Annotated in this window: 17 protein-coding genes; 12 read left to right on the top strand and 5 right to left on the bottom strand. The window is 33.1% G+C overall.

Annotation, left to right across the window (positions count from 1 at the left end):
* Window positions 1-139: 139 nt before the first annotated feature.
* On the bottom strand, window positions 140-367 hold the full coding sequence (locus SCB73_RS01780; protein ID WP_320568473.1) for a hypothetical protein: 228 nt from the start codon (window positions 365-367) through the stop codon (window positions 140-142).
* A gap of 62 nt (window positions 368-429) precedes the next feature.
* The gene (locus tag SCB73_RS01785; protein WP_320570066.1) at window positions 430-1815 is read right to left on the bottom strand and encodes an MATE family efflux transporter; all 1386 of its coding nucleotides are present in this window, start codon (window positions 1813-1815) and stop codon (window positions 430-432) included.
* A gap of 189 nt (window positions 1816-2004) precedes the next feature.
* Here SCB73_RS01785 and SCB73_RS01790 point away from each other — a divergent pair, with 189 nt between their 5' ends.
* Window positions 2005-2523 carry a hypothetical protein gene (locus tag SCB73_RS01790; RefSeq protein ID WP_320568474.1) on the top strand — a complete coding sequence of 173 codons (519 nt, stop codon included), beginning with the start codon at window positions 2005-2007 and terminating at the stop codon, window positions 2521-2523.
* Between the two features lie 127 nt (window positions 2524-2650).
* Here SCB73_RS01790 and SCB73_RS01795 read toward each other — a convergent pair whose 3' ends face one another.
* Together SCB73_RS01795 and SCB73_RS01800 are read right to left on the bottom strand one after the other, a co-directional pair.
* Window positions 2651-4432, bottom strand: coding sequence for a cytochrome-c peroxidase (locus SCB73_RS01795; protein WP_320568475.1), 1782 nt, complete (start codon window positions 4430-4432; stop codon window positions 2651-2653).
* Window positions 4433-4528: 96 nt separating this feature from the next.
* Complete coding sequence (locus tag SCB73_RS01800; RefSeq protein ID WP_320568476.1) at window positions 4529-5980, bottom strand: PhoX family protein; 1452 nt, start codon at window positions 5978-5980, stop codon at window positions 4529-4531.
* Between the two features lie 459 nt (window positions 5981-6439).
* Here SCB73_RS01800 and SCB73_RS01805 point away from each other — a divergent pair, with 459 nt between their 5' ends.
* From SCB73_RS01805 to SCB73_RS01855, 11 genes are all read left to right on the top strand, one after another.
* Entirely contained in the window at window positions 6440-6913 is a 474-nt protein-coding gene (locus SCB73_RS01805) for a hypothetical protein (protein ID WP_320568477.1), read from the top strand.
* Window positions 6914-6929: 16 nt separating this feature from the next.
* Window positions 6930-7766, top strand: coding sequence for a DUF6929 family protein (locus tag SCB73_RS01810; RefSeq protein ID WP_320568478.1), 837 nt, complete (start codon window positions 6930-6932; stop codon window positions 7764-7766).
* A 10-nt stretch (window positions 7767-7776) separates the two neighbouring features.
* The gene (locus SCB73_RS01815; protein ID WP_320568479.1) at window positions 7777-8289 is read left to right on the top strand and encodes a hypothetical protein; all 513 of its coding nucleotides are present in this window, start codon (window positions 7777-7779) and stop codon (window positions 8287-8289) included.
* A gap of 15 nt (window positions 8290-8304) precedes the next feature.
* Window positions 8305-8481: a hypothetical protein gene (locus SCB73_RS01820; protein WP_320568480.1), complete on the top strand. Its 177-nt coding sequence runs from the start codon at window positions 8305-8307 to the stop codon at window positions 8479-8481.
* Window positions 8456-9133, top strand: coding sequence for a CPBP family intramembrane glutamic endopeptidase (locus tag SCB73_RS01825; RefSeq protein WP_320568481.1), 678 nt, complete (start codon window positions 8456-8458; stop codon window positions 9131-9133). The genes SCB73_RS01820 and SCB73_RS01825 overlap by 26 nt, the downstream gene beginning before the upstream one ends.
* Window positions 9134-9289: 156 nt before the next feature.
* On the top strand, window positions 9290-9790 hold the full coding sequence (locus tag SCB73_RS01830) for an RNA polymerase sigma factor (RefSeq protein WP_320568482.1): 501 nt from the start codon (window positions 9290-9292) through the stop codon (window positions 9788-9790).
* A gap of 2 nt (window positions 9791-9792) precedes the next feature.
* Window positions 9793-10755, top strand: coding sequence for a hypothetical protein (locus SCB73_RS01835; protein ID WP_320568483.1), 963 nt, complete (start codon window positions 9793-9795; stop codon window positions 10753-10755).
* A gap of 77 nt (window positions 10756-10832) precedes the next feature.
* Window positions 10833-11153 (top strand): TonB-dependent receptor plug domain-containing protein, encoded by a 321-nt coding sequence (locus tag SCB73_RS01840; protein WP_320568484.1) that lies wholly within the window; start codon window positions 10833-10835, stop codon window positions 11151-11153.
* A gap of 86 nt (window positions 11154-11239) precedes the next feature.
* Window positions 11240-11827 carry an LURP-one-related family protein gene (locus tag SCB73_RS01845; RefSeq protein WP_320568485.1) on the top strand — a complete coding sequence of 196 codons (588 nt, stop codon included), beginning with the start codon at window positions 11240-11242 and terminating at the stop codon, window positions 11825-11827.
* Window positions 11828-11941: 114 nt separating this feature from the next.
* Entirely contained in the window at window positions 11942-12658 is a 717-nt protein-coding gene (locus tag SCB73_RS01850; protein ID WP_320568486.1) for a 3-ketoacyl-ACP reductase, read from the top strand.
* Between the two features lie 67 nt (window positions 12659-12725).
* Complete coding sequence (locus SCB73_RS01855) at window positions 12726-13232, top strand: hypothetical protein (RefSeq protein ID WP_026727968.1); 507 nt, start codon at window positions 12726-12728, stop codon at window positions 13230-13232.
* Between the two features lie 312 nt (window positions 13233-13544).
* Here SCB73_RS01855 and mtaB read toward each other — a convergent pair whose 3' ends face one another.
* Entirely contained in the window at window positions 13545-14879 is a 1335-nt protein-coding gene (mtaB, locus tag SCB73_RS01860; protein ID WP_320568487.1) for a tRNA (N(6)-L-threonylcarbamoyladenosine(37)-C(2))-methylthiotransferase MtaB, read from the bottom strand.
* Between the last annotated feature and the right edge of the window lie 306 nt (window positions 14880-15185).

Genomic DNA, 15185 nt, shown 5'->3' on the forward strand with positions numbered 1-15185 from the left:
GTTAGAGATGTAAACTCGCAAAGTCTATTTAATCTCGCGAAGTTGCAAAGCCTTATTTAAGATTAAAAATAAAAAGCTTTGCGACTTCGCGTGAAATTTTAATCCAGAAGAAAAAAATCAGACTTATGCGGTGCGCCCCCTACTCTTCGTAACGGTTTATTTCTCTATCGTAAAAATCATTTGCTTTTTCGATCAAGTTTTCCATTTCAGCATTTAATTCGGCTTCATCAAGATCTTCTGCTTCTTCTAAAAATTCAACTTCATCATCTTTTAAATTGATAATAAATCGAGGATAATCAAGATGAATGATGAAAATATCATCTGGGAAATCAGTATTGTCTCCAAGTAAAAATTTAGGTAATTCCATATTTATTTTTTTATTAATTGTTAATTTATATTTTCGAGCTACAACTTATTTTTTTCTCAAAATTAGCTATTAGAAACCGAGTTTGTAATCAATTTTTTGGTTAAATAATTAAAACGCAAGTAAAGCATGATTGCCGCTGCTGTTAAACCTGCCAAAAGCCCTATCCAAACACCTTGCGCTTTCAATTCAGTATGTTCTCCGAGATAATACGAAATCGGAAAACCAATTACCCAATAAGCCACAAATGTAATATACATTGGAATTTTAACATCTTGCAATCCTCTAAGGGCACCCAAAACAACTACCTGAATTCCGTCAGAAATTTGAAAAACTGCTGCTATCACTAATAATTTTGAAGCAATAGCTATTACTTCTGTATTATCTGTTAGCTGAATCGTGTTTTCCATATTTAGGAACATATTTGGCAAAACCGTATGAAAGACAATGAAAATGATTGCAAAGAAAACCTCCAGAATAATAGCCAGCAAGAAAATGGACCTTGCTACAACAAGAAGCTTTTTATAATCTGTCAAACCTCGCTGATTACTTACACGAATCATTGAAGTCACGCTTAATCCCATTGCAAACATAAAGGTAAGTGAAGCAAGACTCAATGCGATTTGATTGGCCGCTTGACTTGTTTTTCCGATATTTCCACAAAGCCAAATTGAGGCTGTAAACAAAACCACTTCAAAAAGCATTTGCATGGCTGATGGAAATCCGATGCTGATAATTTTTTTGATAGTCTCTTTTTTAATTTCCTCGAAATTAAAGCCTTTGAAAAAACGTTTCAAATCGTCTCTTCGCGAAAGCATAATATGCATAAACATGACCAAAAATATTCTTGAAATTACAGTACCAAGTGCTGCACCAATAATTCCCATTTTTGGAAAAATCCAGATGCCGTAAATCAACATATAATTTATTCCGACGTGAAGGACATTAGCCATTACCATTGCATACATCGAATATTTGGTCAATGACATTCCGTCTGCAAATTGCTTATATCCTTGATACATCACTAACGGAATCAATGAAAAAGCTACCCATCCTAAATACGGTTTTGCTAAAACAATTACATCTGCAGGTTGCTTTAACAATTCCATTATTGATTTTGCACACATAATGACACTAAAAAGAATTATGCCAAGAATGGTGCATAAAAAAAGTCCATGATGAAAAGCCGAACGAATTTTTGTGTCGTTTTTCTCAGCATCGCCTTCAGCTACAATTGGAGTAATTGCTGTAGAAAATCCAATTCCTAAAGACATCGCAATAAAAATCATACTGTTTCCTAATGAAACCGCAGCCAGTTCAGTACTTCCTAATTTCCCAACCATAATATTATCGACAATACCAATTAAAGTATGTCCGACCATTCCTAAAATTACAGGATATGCCAGTTTTAAATTATAGGAAAACTCTTTTGTGTACTGCTTTAAATTCACTTCTATTTTATTTTGTCGGCAAAGATAATCAGAAGCTCTCAATTCTGTCCTATCAATAAAAAGATATCCCATTTTTAAGGCAAAATTAAGCACACCCTAATATTATGTAACGATTTTTAAAAATTATATAACAAGCTCCAAAGCCCTTGATTATACTTTTACAATATTAATAATTCAAATATATAAGCCATGAGAAAAGTACAAATGATATGCCTAGCCGCTTTTGCATTTTTATTCGCCAACACGACTTTCGCCCAAGAAAGTGAAACAAAAAATTACGATCAGGGATTTAGATTAGGTTTCGGTATCAATGGAGGAATTCCAACAGATAACGATTATGACTGGTCACTTGGCGGAGACGTTCGTTTACAATATGATTTGTCAAAAAGAACATCATTGACCTTGACAACGGGATTTACAAATTTATTTATGGGAAAAGATGAACTTGGAAATGACGTAAAAGATCTTGGATTTATTCCGGCAAAAGCAGGGTTTAAAGCCTTTGTGTGGGAAGATCAATTTTATGTTTTAGGCGAAGTTGGTGCCGGTTTTGCTGTGACAAACGGCTATGACAAAACAACTTTTTTATGGGCGCCAGGAATAGGATACGCAAACAAATACATTGATTTGAGCGTACGTTACGAAGATTATCATGATTTCAGAACCAATCAAGTAGCCTTGCGTGTTGCTTATGGTTTTGACTTATAAAAGTTAAGGTTTAATTTATTTTTTTGTTTTTGGTATGAACCCGGCAGATCGCACAGTCTGCCGGGTTTGGTGTTTTATAAAATTCTTAATTCTTAATTCTTAATTCTTAATTCTTAATTCTTAATTCTTAATTCTTAATTCTTAAATATTTTTTATCTGTCAGCGTTTTCATAAAAGCAATCAATTGTTTTTTCTCTTTATCAGATAAATTCAGTTTATCTTCTGGCAAAGTCTGATTTGGAACATCGAAACCTTTTCCTAAACCTCCTCCTTCATTGTAAAAATCAATAACTTCTTCGAGTGTTTTATAAACTCCATTATGCATATATGGTGCTGTAAGTTCAATGTTTCTTATCGTTGGCGTTTTAAACGAATTTTTATGAATGGAAGCTTGCGTGATGACAAATTTGCCCAAATCTCCATCGAGTTTTTTATCTTTATTTGGAACTCCAAGGATTTCACTTTCTGATCGGTCAAAATTTGGCGGCACAGTTCCGTTTGTAAGTGGAATAAAATGACAAGTAGCACATTTTGCTTTTCCTGCAAATAGGTTAAATCCTGCTTTTTCATCAGCTGTAAAAGCAGTTTTGTTTTGCATATAACCATCAAATTTAGAATCATATTTGCTTAATGAACGTATATAGGATGCTAAGGCATTTTTGATTGCAAATTCATTTATTTCTCCTTTCGGAAAAGCTTTTTTGAACGACTTTACATAGGCTGGATTCTTTTGAATTTCCAAAGCCGATTTTTCCAGCGAACCGTGCATTTCGTTTTCATTTTTAATAACGGCAATGGCTTGATCTTCTAGATAACTTACTCTTGAATCAGCAAAAAATACACGTTGAAAAGCAATGTTCGAAAGTGTTGGCGTATTACGTTGCAACATCGATTTTCCGTCTAACGAAACCGCTCTTTCCAATCCGTCAGTAAATGCTTTTTCGGCGTGATGACACGATGCGCATGAGCGCGTATTGTTTCCAGATAAAATGGGATCATTGAATAACTTTTTCCCTAAAGCAATTTTTTCTGGTGTAGTTTTATAATCTGGAAAACCAGAGAAAGCTTCTGGATCAAAAGCATTTTTATCAAATAAAGTCTGAACGGTAACTTTTAAACCACGTTGTTCTTTCATCAGAGAAATTCTCAATTCAGACTGTGTTTTAAAAAGTCCTTTGCTTAGCGGATTCAAAATTTCTTTAATAAAATAAGCACGATCGAAAGCATTAAAATCGGTGTTTGATTTTAGATATTTTTTTCCTTTTTCAAAAATCTGAAGCACTTGTTTCGAATTTGAAACCGATTGATCTTGAAGATAAACACGATAATATTTTTCAATAGTTTCTAAAGAGACTAATGCTTCCGGAAGTGAATTCAAAACTATTGGCGAATCAAATCCCGTAATTCCCAAAGTTATAATTCGGTACACTTCTAATCGCATCGCATCAAAAACATGAGAATCGGTCAATTCATTAGAACTTGAAACTTTTTCCAGTCGAGTTAAGTTTGCTTCCAAAACTCCCAATTCCTGAATCAATTCTTGTTTGTTCGACTTGCTGTATTTCGGAAAAACCAATTCTTCAATAACCTGAAAACCTTCGGGCGGAACCATTACTTTATCATTTTCTTCGAACTCAGGTATTGCTGGACCGTTGATTGCTTTAGAAACTGACGGCGAATAATATTCGCTTAACAATTCGACTTTTTTATAATTTTTATGCGCTTCCAGAAATTGCCTCTGAATTTGAGCTTCGGTCGAATCTTCTTCAACAGAATATTTCAGTTTGGCAACTTTTTCAATAAGTGAAGTAATATCTTTTTGAAACAATTCATTTACTTCCTGATGTTTGCTTTTTTTCTGACAAGAAACAAGAGCCATTAAGAACAGCAAACAATATATTTTTTTCATGATTTTATGATAATTAAAAAAAGGAATATTTAGAAAAACAGAAACCACTACTTCAAAATTGAAATAGTGGATACTGTTTTATACGGACTTAAAAATTTATCTTGCTAAACCTTGAAGTACCAAAATTTGGCTTGCTTGTTGCTCATTCGGACGATTTGTTCCTCCGTCAACGCCTTTGTATTTTGCTCCTGTCCAAGTGTGTGGCTGTACGCTCAACATAAAAGTATCATTGATACCAACTTGCTCCGAAACGTCAATCAAAGCGCCGTATTCCCAATCACCAAATTTAGAAGTTCCGCCTACGTTATATTTTGCAGCATCTGTTGCAGTACGACGGTGGTCTAATTCAACTACAACTTTTAAATCTTTTGTAGCGATATTGTATTGATAGATGTATGCATCGTGCGTTTCGTCTCCGTAACCGTTTGCATCTTCTTGAACGTAAACGTAGTTTTTAGTCACACAGATATTATCTGGATTTTGGAATTTTCCAGCAATTCCACTTCTATTATCTCCATCAAGGATTACTTCCAAAGTTCCTTTTAGCGGATCAGCAGCATCAAGATTTAATCTGTAAACTCTTCCGTATTTCGTTCTTGAACCATCAGCATTTGTTCCAGTTGTTGCTTGTCCCGTTGCGTTGAAATACAATTCGCGATCTGCAGTATTTCCGCCTTTGCGGTAATCTAAATCTTCAACGCGACCAAATTTGATTGCTTTCAAAGTATTTACTGCTGCGTTAATTTGAGCACCAGTCATTGTTGTATGATTGTCGATTTTTACGAAAGAAACAGGATATGTCTTGCTAACTTCCATATCTTTTTCTCTTTGATTGTCATCATTTCTTTTTAACATATATAAAGATCCGCCAGTCAAATCACCAACAGTATTTGATACATACATAAAAACTTGACCTCCGTAAGTTCCAGAATCGTCATCGCCAATTACTACAACCGTTTTTCCTTTGTATGCAGTAGAACGCAATGGCAAAGCATTTTCGGCACTTAAGCGTCCAAATCCTGATAATTCCTTAGAAACTGAAGCATTTCCTGCGCTTCCGTAAGGATCCAAAGCGTGTGTACGAGATTCTTCACCAGATTCTCCGCAAGTCAAATAAACTGGACCAAAACCATGTTCTGCTTGTGTCGCCATTGTTGCGCCACACAATCTCCAAGTTCCTCCGCTTGAATTCAATAAATATTCACCTTTTGTCGGTTTGAATGTTTTGTCTAAAGTAATTCTTGAAACGGCAAAGTTATCTTCATTGTTTACCAAAAATGTAAATGTTCCGTCTGTGTTTTTCAATAAACCAGAACCATCGGCAGAACCTCCAAAAACAAAATTTGGACTATCTGCAAATACATCATCTGAGCTAAAAAGAGAGTAGATTTTCAAATTTTCAAAACCTGCTTGCGCTTTCAATAAACTTGGCGTTACAGATTGGTCTTTTAAAACAACGCTTGTGGCAGGCGTGTCATCTTTAGAATCGTTGTTACAAGATGTAAGCACCGACCCAATAATCATTAGAGGTAGAATAATTCGTTTCATAAGCTAAAATTGGTTTTATTTTTTTACAAAGTAAATCCGAGCACTTTAACTTAAAATGACTTCCATATTATCAAAAAAACAAGACTTTTACCACAAACGACTCCTATCAAGTAAAAACTTAACAATAAATTAGTAATACAAAATACACATAAACTTCTATTAACATTACTGTCAAAAAAAGAAGCGAATTTTAGAACTTGACTCCTTACATCTCCGTTATTTTCATTTTTTTATACTAATAAATAGTCTAATTTTACGAAGCATATTCCTGCTATTCATTACAATACTTTTCAATAAATTGCTTTTTTCCAAAGCCATAACAAGAGCTTCCGTTGGTCGCTTTGTTCTGTCAGGAAAAAATGCAATTTCTTTTCAAAGTATTTTCATTACTATCAGGGCTAAGCATTGGTTTTCAAAAGAAAAATTTTGTCTATAAATTTTGGAATTTGTACTTAGATAATGAAAAAAAACTTCGTAATACTTTTGCTTTTATTAGGAATTAAAGTCTTCGCTCAAAATGAATACGAATCTTTTGACGATCCAATTTACACTGAGACTTTTGGAAAATGTTTCACCGAACTTAAACCACTTCAAGAAGTCAAAAACAGAGTTAAACTGAACAAAATAGCATTTTGTAGTTTATATCAATGTGTTCGTTACGTACAATATGTAGAATATGAAGAGAAAATGCAAAATGCAATTTTAAAAAGAGCAGTTGAAATCGCTGCATTGCTTTATAAGAATGGAACACCAATATATTTAATAAGCGGAATGAATAGTTCGGATAAAGCCCTGATAAAAAATGCAAACTTAAATGATGACAATAAATTAATTTATATAAGTGTCGCAGAGTGCATTTCATCTAGTACATTGGATAGAATGCAAGAAATTGTAAATAGTGAAACCTCAAGACTTATAAAGTCTAAAAAATAAAAAACCAACATTTTTCATGGAAAAATTCACATTAGAAATATTATTTCAAATCATCGGAATCGGCTCGGCATCCGGATTATTTTATAATAATGATGCGCTTTACGTAATTGGCGACAACAGCGGATTTCTGTACGAATACAATATGCAGAACCAACAATTAAACCAACATCCTTTAATTGACAATCCGACGCAAAATATTCCGAAAAACTTAAAACCCGATTTTGAATCGATAACGCATCATAACGATACGCTTTATGTTTTTGGTTCCGGCTCCACCGAAAACCGAAACAAAATGATCGAATTTGATTTGAAGTCAAAAACTGTTTTACAGAAAAATAATCTGGTTGATTTATACGGATTAATGCAAAGTTTTGTTGAAATAAAACCAGAGGATTTCAATTTAGAAGGCGCAATTTTCGATGGCGAAAACTGGTATTTGTTTAATCGTGGAAACGGCGTTTCAAACAAAAACACGATTTTTACTATTCATGCAAAAAAACTGGATCAGGAATTTGCTTTGATTGCTGTCAATTACAAACTGCCAAAAATTAGAGGTGTTCGTTCCAGTTTTACCGATGCCATTTTGGTTGAGGACAAAATCTATTTCCTTTCAACCGCCGAAGACACAAAATCGACTTATGATGATGGCGAAATCCTGGGAAGTTTCATTGGGAGAATCGACGTAAAAACCATGAAAATCGATTTTACTCAAAAAATAACTTCGACCAATAAATTTGAAGGTTTGACTTTTTACAAAAAAGAAAATAATAAAATTGAGTTTTTACTTTGTGAGGATAATGATACGGAGGTCTTAGAAACTAAGATTTATAAATTGACTTTGCCGGTTAAATAATGTAAACTTTATGAGAAAAATATTTTTTTCATCACTAATCGTTTTTATTCTTTTGGGTAGCAGTTATCTATATTATCATTTTAAAATTAATGATAACGAGATTTCAAGTTCTAAAGCTTTTGAATTGAAATTTGAAGAAACAAAAGGTAAATACTATCAAACATTACGTCCAAAAGATTTAAATCCAAAATCATTTATCAAACTTTTTAAAGAGAAATATAATAAAAACTCTAAACTAAATTTTGTAACAATGCTTGGAGATTTTCCCGAAAATTGGGTAAAGCCAAATGATGTTCAATATTTAATTTCAATTATGAACTCTAAAGAAAAATGTTGTGGATACATGAATACATTTTCCTCTTTTATTTCAAGTGAAAATGGCGAAGTTGGCGGTTTTGCAATAATTTTTCTAAACTCCTATATTTCTAAAAAACAAATTAATATGGGTTTGAATTGCAATCCGAAAACAGATAAGGAATCTGTAAGAAAAATTGAAAATTGGTATCGAAATACAAAAAAATAAAATTAATCGCATTTTATGTCATTTCGACGAAGGAAAAATCTTTGCAAGAAACTCGACAAAGATTGGGGAGCTACTCGTGAAGATTTCTCCTTCGTCGAAATGACAAGATTGGGAAATGCTGTAAATACAAGAGATAAAACCAGACTTAAACCTACAACCAAAATAAATGCTCAATATTTCAGATTCAGCTAAAAAACCAGTTCTAATTATCAGCATCATACTTTCTGTACTTCTTCCGGTTCTGGCGATTTATTCTTCTTTATTATTCAAAGATCTTGGAATTAGTAAAGAAATTCAATTCTACATTTCGAGATTTGCCATCTGGATTTCACTACTGTTGTTATTCTTATATTCGGAAAAAATAGAAAAACAACCGTTTTTGCTTTGGCCAGAAACGGAATATTCCATCGTCGCTTTCGCGAAAGCAATATTTATAACTTTCGTAAAATTATTTATAGCCGTTTATATTACTTCCGTTCTTATAATGTTGTTCAAAATAACCGGGGAAAGTGCGGTACTACAAAAAGCTTTGGCGCTTTTTAAAAAGAATTACTTTTTGCTTTTCTTTACTTGTGTTACGGCAGGCATTACCGAAGAATTAATTTTCAGAGGTTATTTGTTGCCACGATTAGAACTGCTTTTTAAAAACAAAATTCTGGCTATTGTTGTTTCCAGCATTTTATTCGGATTTCTTCATATCGGCTATGGAACGCTGTTAAATGTCATTGGCCCAACGGTAATCGGACTTGTATTTGCAATTCAATACGAGAAATATCGAAACATCAAAATTCTTATTTTTTGTCATTTTTTGTGGGATTTATTGTTGTTGATAGCGAAAATATAAGAACGAAATCTTAAATAATAATCACGAAAACAACCTCTTATAAAACTTTTTAAATTATTTTTATACTTCGTCCCAACCTTTTTATCTTTTTAGTTCTCTTTATACTTAAAGACCATACTTGTGATAAACGAAACTCTAATTTCTGGCTGCAAAAAAATGAACCGAGACGCTCAGCGTCAGGTTTATGAGCACATGGCTCCAAAATTGTATCGCGTTTGCAAACGATACCTCAAGAAAGAAGAAGAAATAGAAGAAGCACTCGCCGATGCTTTCTATACTATTTTCACAAAATTAGAACAGCTCAAGGAAGAAAAAGCTTTTGAAGGCTGGGCCAGAAAAATTGCTGTTAATTACTGTTTGGCTACCATCAAGAAAAACACCAATTTCAATATGTATCTTGATGATGTAAAAGTGCTCTCGCAGCCTTTTACCGAAGAAATGAGCGCATTAGAAGAAGAAGATTTACTCAATTTATTGAACCATATTCCAGATGGCTGTAAAACCGTTTTCAACCTTTTTGTTATTGAAGGTTTTGGACACAAGGAAATTGCAGCAATGCTAAACATTTCTGAAGGCACTTCAAAATCACAATTGAATGCTGCCAAAACCAAACTGAAAGAGTTGGTAAATAAATTGTATTATCAAAAAGCAAAGTAGTCATGGACAATCAAGATAAAATATTCGACAGGTTTAAAGAAGCAGCTGAAAATGCTCCCGCAAAAGATTTTCCTGGAATGGAAAAAGTTTGGTCGCGCGTTGAACAAAAACTCGACAAAAAAGAAGACAAAAAAACGATTTCTCTTTGGAAAAAAATTGCAGTTGCAGCATCACTTTTATTAGTAATCTCATTAGGTTATCAATTTCTGAAAACAGATAAAAAATCAACTTTAGAAAATGTAGATCAAGTTGTAACCAATGACACACAAAATCAAACAATTAAAATCAATTCAGAAGAAAAAAACAATGCTCCAGCTTCATCAGATTCACAATTCATTCCAAATGAAGAAGCTGAAAAAATTTTAGAAAACAAAACAAAACATAAAGAAAGCGTTGCAATTCAAGAAACAACAGGCTCAAGCATTCAAACAGAATCATCATCGCCAATAAGCGCAGGAACTCAAGAAGTAATTGTTCCAATAAATGAAGAAAACACTGAAGACAAAAGTGATGATATGCTTTCAAAAAAAGAAGTTGCATCACAAGCTGGCTACTCAAGTTATCCTGAAAGAGAATCTGCAAAAGTTGCTTTAGCCGACAAACAAGCAGCAAAAGCGAAAAAAAGTGCGCCACTAATTATCATGAATGGAAATGCGATCGCCCACAGCGATGATGCAAAAAGAGATAAAATGATGCAGGACCAGCTTCCGAATGTACAACCTGAAAATGTAGAATCATTAGTAATTCTAGAAGAGCCCCTTTACATTATTGACGGCATATATTATTCGGAAAATGATTTATTCGGAAAAAACCCGACGAGTCCTTATGCGCCATTAAATCAGCAAGACATCAAAACCATAACCATTTTGCAAGATCTTGAAGCTATTGAAAAATATGGTGAAAAAGGCAAAAAAGGTGTCGTTATAATTACTACAAAAACGGGAAAACCTACTCCGAAGAAATAATTTGAACAAAAAAACTTTGTCAAAGTTTCAAACTTTGACAAAGTTAAACCCTAACATTAATTCAAAACTTATAATCAATGAAGAGTCTAAAGCTTATTTCATCTGTCCTTCTTATGCTTTTTTGTTTCATAGCAATTGCACAGGAAAAAACAATTTCAAAAGATACAATTCAGCGTAATAATACAGCAAATACTCAAGTTGTAATTTGCGGGCCATCGCGATCTAAAGTACTTGAACCTTTATACATTTTAGACGGAAGAGTTTCAAATTCAAAACAATTATCAAAAATCAACCCGAATGACATCGAAACCATCAAAGTATTAAAAGGAGAAGAAGCCAAATCTATTTATGGAGATAAAGGTGTAAATGGCGTTATTGTTATTACACTTAAAAAATAATTAAAAGATAAAACTATCCCATGACTTCGTTTTAATAAACGTTTTACTACATTTGCGTTTCAATTTTTTCAAATTAATTACGCGACATGAATCCTATTTTAAGCCAAAATTTATTTTTAGTTAAAGAACATATCGGAATGTTTAAAGCTTCAAACAATTACGATATCTATAATCCTGAAAGCAACCAAATAATTATGAACTGCCGTGAAAAAAACTTAAGTTTTTTCACTAAAATGCTTCGTTTTACAGATTTTAAAAGAGCAACTCCTTTTAATATTGAAATCTCAACTGCCGCTGGCGAAAAGTTAATTACCGTAAAAAGAGGAATCGCAATCTTCAGATCGACAGTTGAAGTTTTGGATGAAAAAGATCGTTTGGTTGGAACATTCAAGCAAAAATTCTTTTCTATTGGAGGGAGATTTGAAATTTTGGACAAAAACGAAAGACCAGTTGCAACACTTCAAGGAAAATGGACAGGCTGGGATTTCAAATTCTCACACGAAAACAAACAATTGGCACAAGTAAGCAAAAAATGGGCAGGAATTGGAAAAGAATTTTTTACGACTGCCGACAATTACATGCTTCAAATTGAAGATACAATTCCTACTGAAAGTACGTTAAGACAATTAATTTTAGGAGCCGTGATGTGCATTGATATGGTTTTAAAAGAATAACAAAAACTTGTTAAACTTAGATTAAGAAAACATCTTAAAGCATCATTTTATTTTGCAAAAGCTTATTTTTGTAAGACTTATAATGATGCTTTTTGCATTTCTAAAAATACAATCATGACCGACTTAAAAAATAAAACTGCCTTTATTACAGGTGCAGGAAAAGGAATAGGAAAAGCCGTTGCAATTGCTTTAGCAAAAGAAGGCGTAAACCTGATTTTAGTTTCGAGAACTCAAAAAGATGTAGAACAATTAGCTGATGAAGCTTCAAATTTAGGCGTAAAAGCTTTAGCAGTAACAGCTGATGTTTCAGACATCAATTCTATCAATGCGGCAGTTGAAAAAGCTTTAAGCGAATTCAAACACATTGACATTTTGATCAACAGCGCTGGAATTGCTTCTTTTGGAAAATTCCTCGAATTAGAGCCAGAAGCTTGGGAAAGAATCATTCAGGTGAATTTAATGGGAACGTACTACACAACTCGCGCCATTATCCCGAATATGATTGAAAGACAAACCGGTGATATTATCAATATTTCATCAACTGCAGGATTAAACGGAAATGCTCTGACAAGTGCTTATAGTGCTTCTAAATTTGCGGTTTTGGGCTTGACCGATTCTTTGATGCAAGAAATGAGAAAACACAACATTCGTGTTACAGCTCTAACGCCAAGTACGGTTGCAACAGATATGGCTAAAGACTTAAACTTAACCGACGGAAATCCAGAGAAAGTAATGCAGTCTGAAGATATGGCTGAATTGATCATTTCGCAATTAAAATTGAACCGAAGAGTTTTTGTAAAAAACAGCAGTATTTGGTCTACTAATCCTTAAAAGCAATCTTGTAAACTTTGTCAAAGATTGAAACTTTGACAAAGTTCCAATCGCAAAAAAACATAAAATGGAAAAATATTTAAGACAATTGGTCGAAATAGAATTTGTCGATAAAAAACAGATTTTCACTGGATTTCTTATTGATTATTCTGATGATTGGATTTTGCTTCGAAATAATCCTGTTGATTTTATTTTGGATGGGTTTGTAATTTTAAGAAACAAAAACATCTTAGCAGTCAACAGAGATCATGATTTGGCTTTTACAGAAAAAGTAATTCGCTTGAAAGGCCTAAAAATCAATTCTGAAGATATTATCCCGATTAGAGATTTAGATTCTATTTTGAATTACATAAGCAATAAATATGGCATTTTTCAAATTGCCAAAAAATCAGCCAAATCAGCTTATTTAGGAAAATTGCTTTCTCTTACTGATGATGAACTTTTGATTGACTTTCTAGACACAAGAGGCCAATTTGGTGGCGAATTAAATTTTATTCCTGAAAAGATTCGTGTTATAGAGTTTGATACGGATTATATTAATTCTTTGAAGTTGGTTGTTCAGGATAATAAATGATTCTTTAAAAAAACAAGAAGCTGTCCAAAAAGTATTTGATGATCAGACATCAGCTTCGTAGAAGCGAAATATTTATAGAAATTACATTTATATTGATGACAAAGCTCCAGCGGAGCGACATTTTTTTTTAATGCTGGTTATTTCGCTCCTCTGGAGCTACTTTGCCATCTGTAATTTTGAATTTCTATAAATATTCTGCCCCGCTGGGGCCTAAAAATAAAAAACAAAGAGGCTGTCCAAAAAATAAGGACAGCCTCTTGCTTTTTATCAGAAATGACAGAATATGTGATAACTTTTGATTATTTAAAAAAATTAAGCTTCTGCTAATTTATTTACAAACTCCATTCGGACACTTCCGTCTTCATCAATTTTAGTCAAATTGATTTCTTGCAAAGTATTCACCAATTCTGGATTCCAAGGCGTTTTCACTTTTACGTAATTTTCAGTGAATCCGTGAATGTAGCCTTCTTTGTTTTCACCTTCAAAAAGAACCGTTCTTTTGGTTCCTAATTGGCTTTCATAAAAAGCACGTCGTTTTTTCACTGATAATCCGCGCAACATTTTGCTTCGTTTTGCACGAACATTTGCTGGCACAACACCATCCATTTCAGCAGCTTCTGTATTATCTCTTTCAGAATAGGTAAAGACGTGTAAATATGAAATCTCCAATTCATTCAAGAAATGATACGTTTCTAAAAAATGTTCATCAGTTTCACCAGGAAAACCAACAATTACATCTACACCAATACAAGCATGAGGCATTACTTCGCGAATTTTATTTACGCGGTCAATATAAACTTCGCGCAAATAACGTCGTTTCATCAATTTCAAGATATCATTGCTTCCTGATTGTAGCGGAATATGAAAATGCGGTACAAAAGTGCGGCTTTTAGAAACAAACTCGATCGTTTCGTTTTTCAGCAAATTCGGTTCAATTGATGAAATTCTCAAACGTTCAATCCCTTCAACTTGATCCAAAGCTTGAACCAAATCCAGAAAAGTGTGCTCATGTTTTTTATTTCCAAACTCTCCTTTTCCGTAATCTCCGATATTTACTCCAGTCAAAACAATTTCTTTGATGTTTTGAGCTGAGATTTCTTTGGCGTTTTTAAGAACATTTTCCAAAGCATCACTTCTTGAAATTCCGCGTGCCAACGGAATGGTACAATACGTACATTTATAATCACAGCCATCTTGGACTTTCAAAAAGGCACGTGTACGATCTCCAATCGAATAACTACCTACGTAGAAATCAGCTTCAGCAATTTCACATGAGTGCACTTCACCCATATCATTTTTGCTTAAATCGTGAATATAATCGGTAATTTTAAACTTTTCAGTCGCACCTAAAACCAAATCAACACCATCAACTGCAGCTAATTCTTCGGGTTTTAATTGCGCATAACAGCCAACTGCGGCAACAAAAGCTTTATCATTCAGCTTCATTGCTTTTTTCACTACTTGCTTGAACTGCTTATCAGCATTGTCTGTAACAGAACAAGTATTGATTACATAAATATCGGCTATTTCTTCAAAATCGACGCGGTCAAAACCTTCGTCATTGAAATTTCTGGCGATTGTAGAAGTCTCTGAAAAATTCAGTTTACAACCCAGCGTATAAAAGGCAACTTTCTTTCTATTTTCCATAATTCTCTTAAATTAATGAAATCGTTGTCAAAAAATTTAAGGCTGCAAATTTACAAACAATATTTGTAAAAGAAAATCAATAATCGACTTCGTTTCAACAATTTGCATTTATTATGATTTTATTAAAAATAAAATCTACTAAATGAAAGTAAAAATTTTGAAAAACAATATTTTTTCCGAACTTTACGTTATACAATTCAATAAGAATTAAATGACAAAAATATCGATTAAGTGCAAATTTCATCGATTAAATACATTTTTTTGCAATTTAAATTGAAAAAATCTTACATTTACTAGAGCTAAATT

The sequence above is a fragment of the Flavobacterium sp. KACC 22761 genome, assembly GCF_034058155.1.
GTDB lineage: Bacteria > Bacteroidota > Bacteroidia > Flavobacteriales > Flavobacteriaceae > Flavobacterium.

Coding starts and splice junctions, on each gene's coding strand:
- SCB73_RS01780 (WP_320568473.1), bottom strand. CDS start 367: ATGGAATTACCTAAATTTTTACTTGGAGACAATACTGATTTCCCAGAT.
- SCB73_RS01790 (WP_320568474.1), top strand. CDS start 2,005: ATGAGAAAAGTACAAATGATATGCCTAGCCGCTTTTGCATTTTTATTC.
- SCB73_RS01795 (WP_320568475.1), bottom strand. CDS start 4,432: ATGAAAAAAATATATTGTTTGCTGTTCTTAATGGCTCTTGTTTCTTGT.
- SCB73_RS01800 (WP_320568476.1), bottom strand. CDS start 5,980: ATGAAACGAATTATTCTACCTCTAATGATTATTGGGTCGGTGCTTACA.
- SCB73_RS01805 (WP_320568477.1), top strand. CDS start 6,440: ATGAAAAAAAACTTCGTAATACTTTTGCTTTTATTAGGAATTAAAGTC.
- SCB73_RS01810 (WP_320568478.1), top strand. CDS start 6,930: ATGGAAAAATTCACATTAGAAATATTATTTCAAATCATCGGAATCGGC.
- SCB73_RS01815 (WP_320568479.1), top strand. CDS start 7,777: ATGAGAAAAATATTTTTTTCATCACTAATCGTTTTTATTCTTTTGGGT.
- SCB73_RS01820 (WP_320568480.1), top strand. CDS start 8,305: ATGTCATTTCGACGAAGGAAAAATCTTTGCAAGAAACTCGACAAAGAT.
- SCB73_RS01825 (WP_320568481.1), top strand. CDS start 8,456: ATGCTCAATATTTCAGATTCAGCTAAAAAACCAGTTCTAATTATCAGC.
- SCB73_RS01830 (WP_320568482.1), top strand. CDS start 9,290: ATGAACCGAGACGCTCAGCGTCAGGTTTATGAGCACATGGCTCCAAAA.
- SCB73_RS01835 (WP_320568483.1), top strand. CDS start 9,793: ATGGACAATCAAGATAAAATATTCGACAGGTTTAAAGAAGCAGCTGAA.
- SCB73_RS01840 (WP_320568484.1), top strand. CDS start 10,833: ATGAAGAGTCTAAAGCTTATTTCATCTGTCCTTCTTATGCTTTTTTGT.
- SCB73_RS01845 (WP_320568485.1), top strand. CDS start 11,240: ATGAATCCTATTTTAAGCCAAAATTTATTTTTAGTTAAAGAACATATC.
- SCB73_RS01850 (WP_320568486.1), top strand. CDS start 11,942: ATGACCGACTTAAAAAATAAAACTGCCTTTATTACAGGTGCAGGAAAA.
- SCB73_RS01855 (WP_026727968.1), top strand. CDS start 12,726: ATGGAAAAATATTTAAGACAATTGGTCGAAATAGAATTTGTCGATAAA.
- mtaB (WP_320568487.1), bottom strand. CDS start 14,879: ATGGAAAATAGAAAGAAAGTTGCCTTTTATACGCTGGGTTGTAAACTG.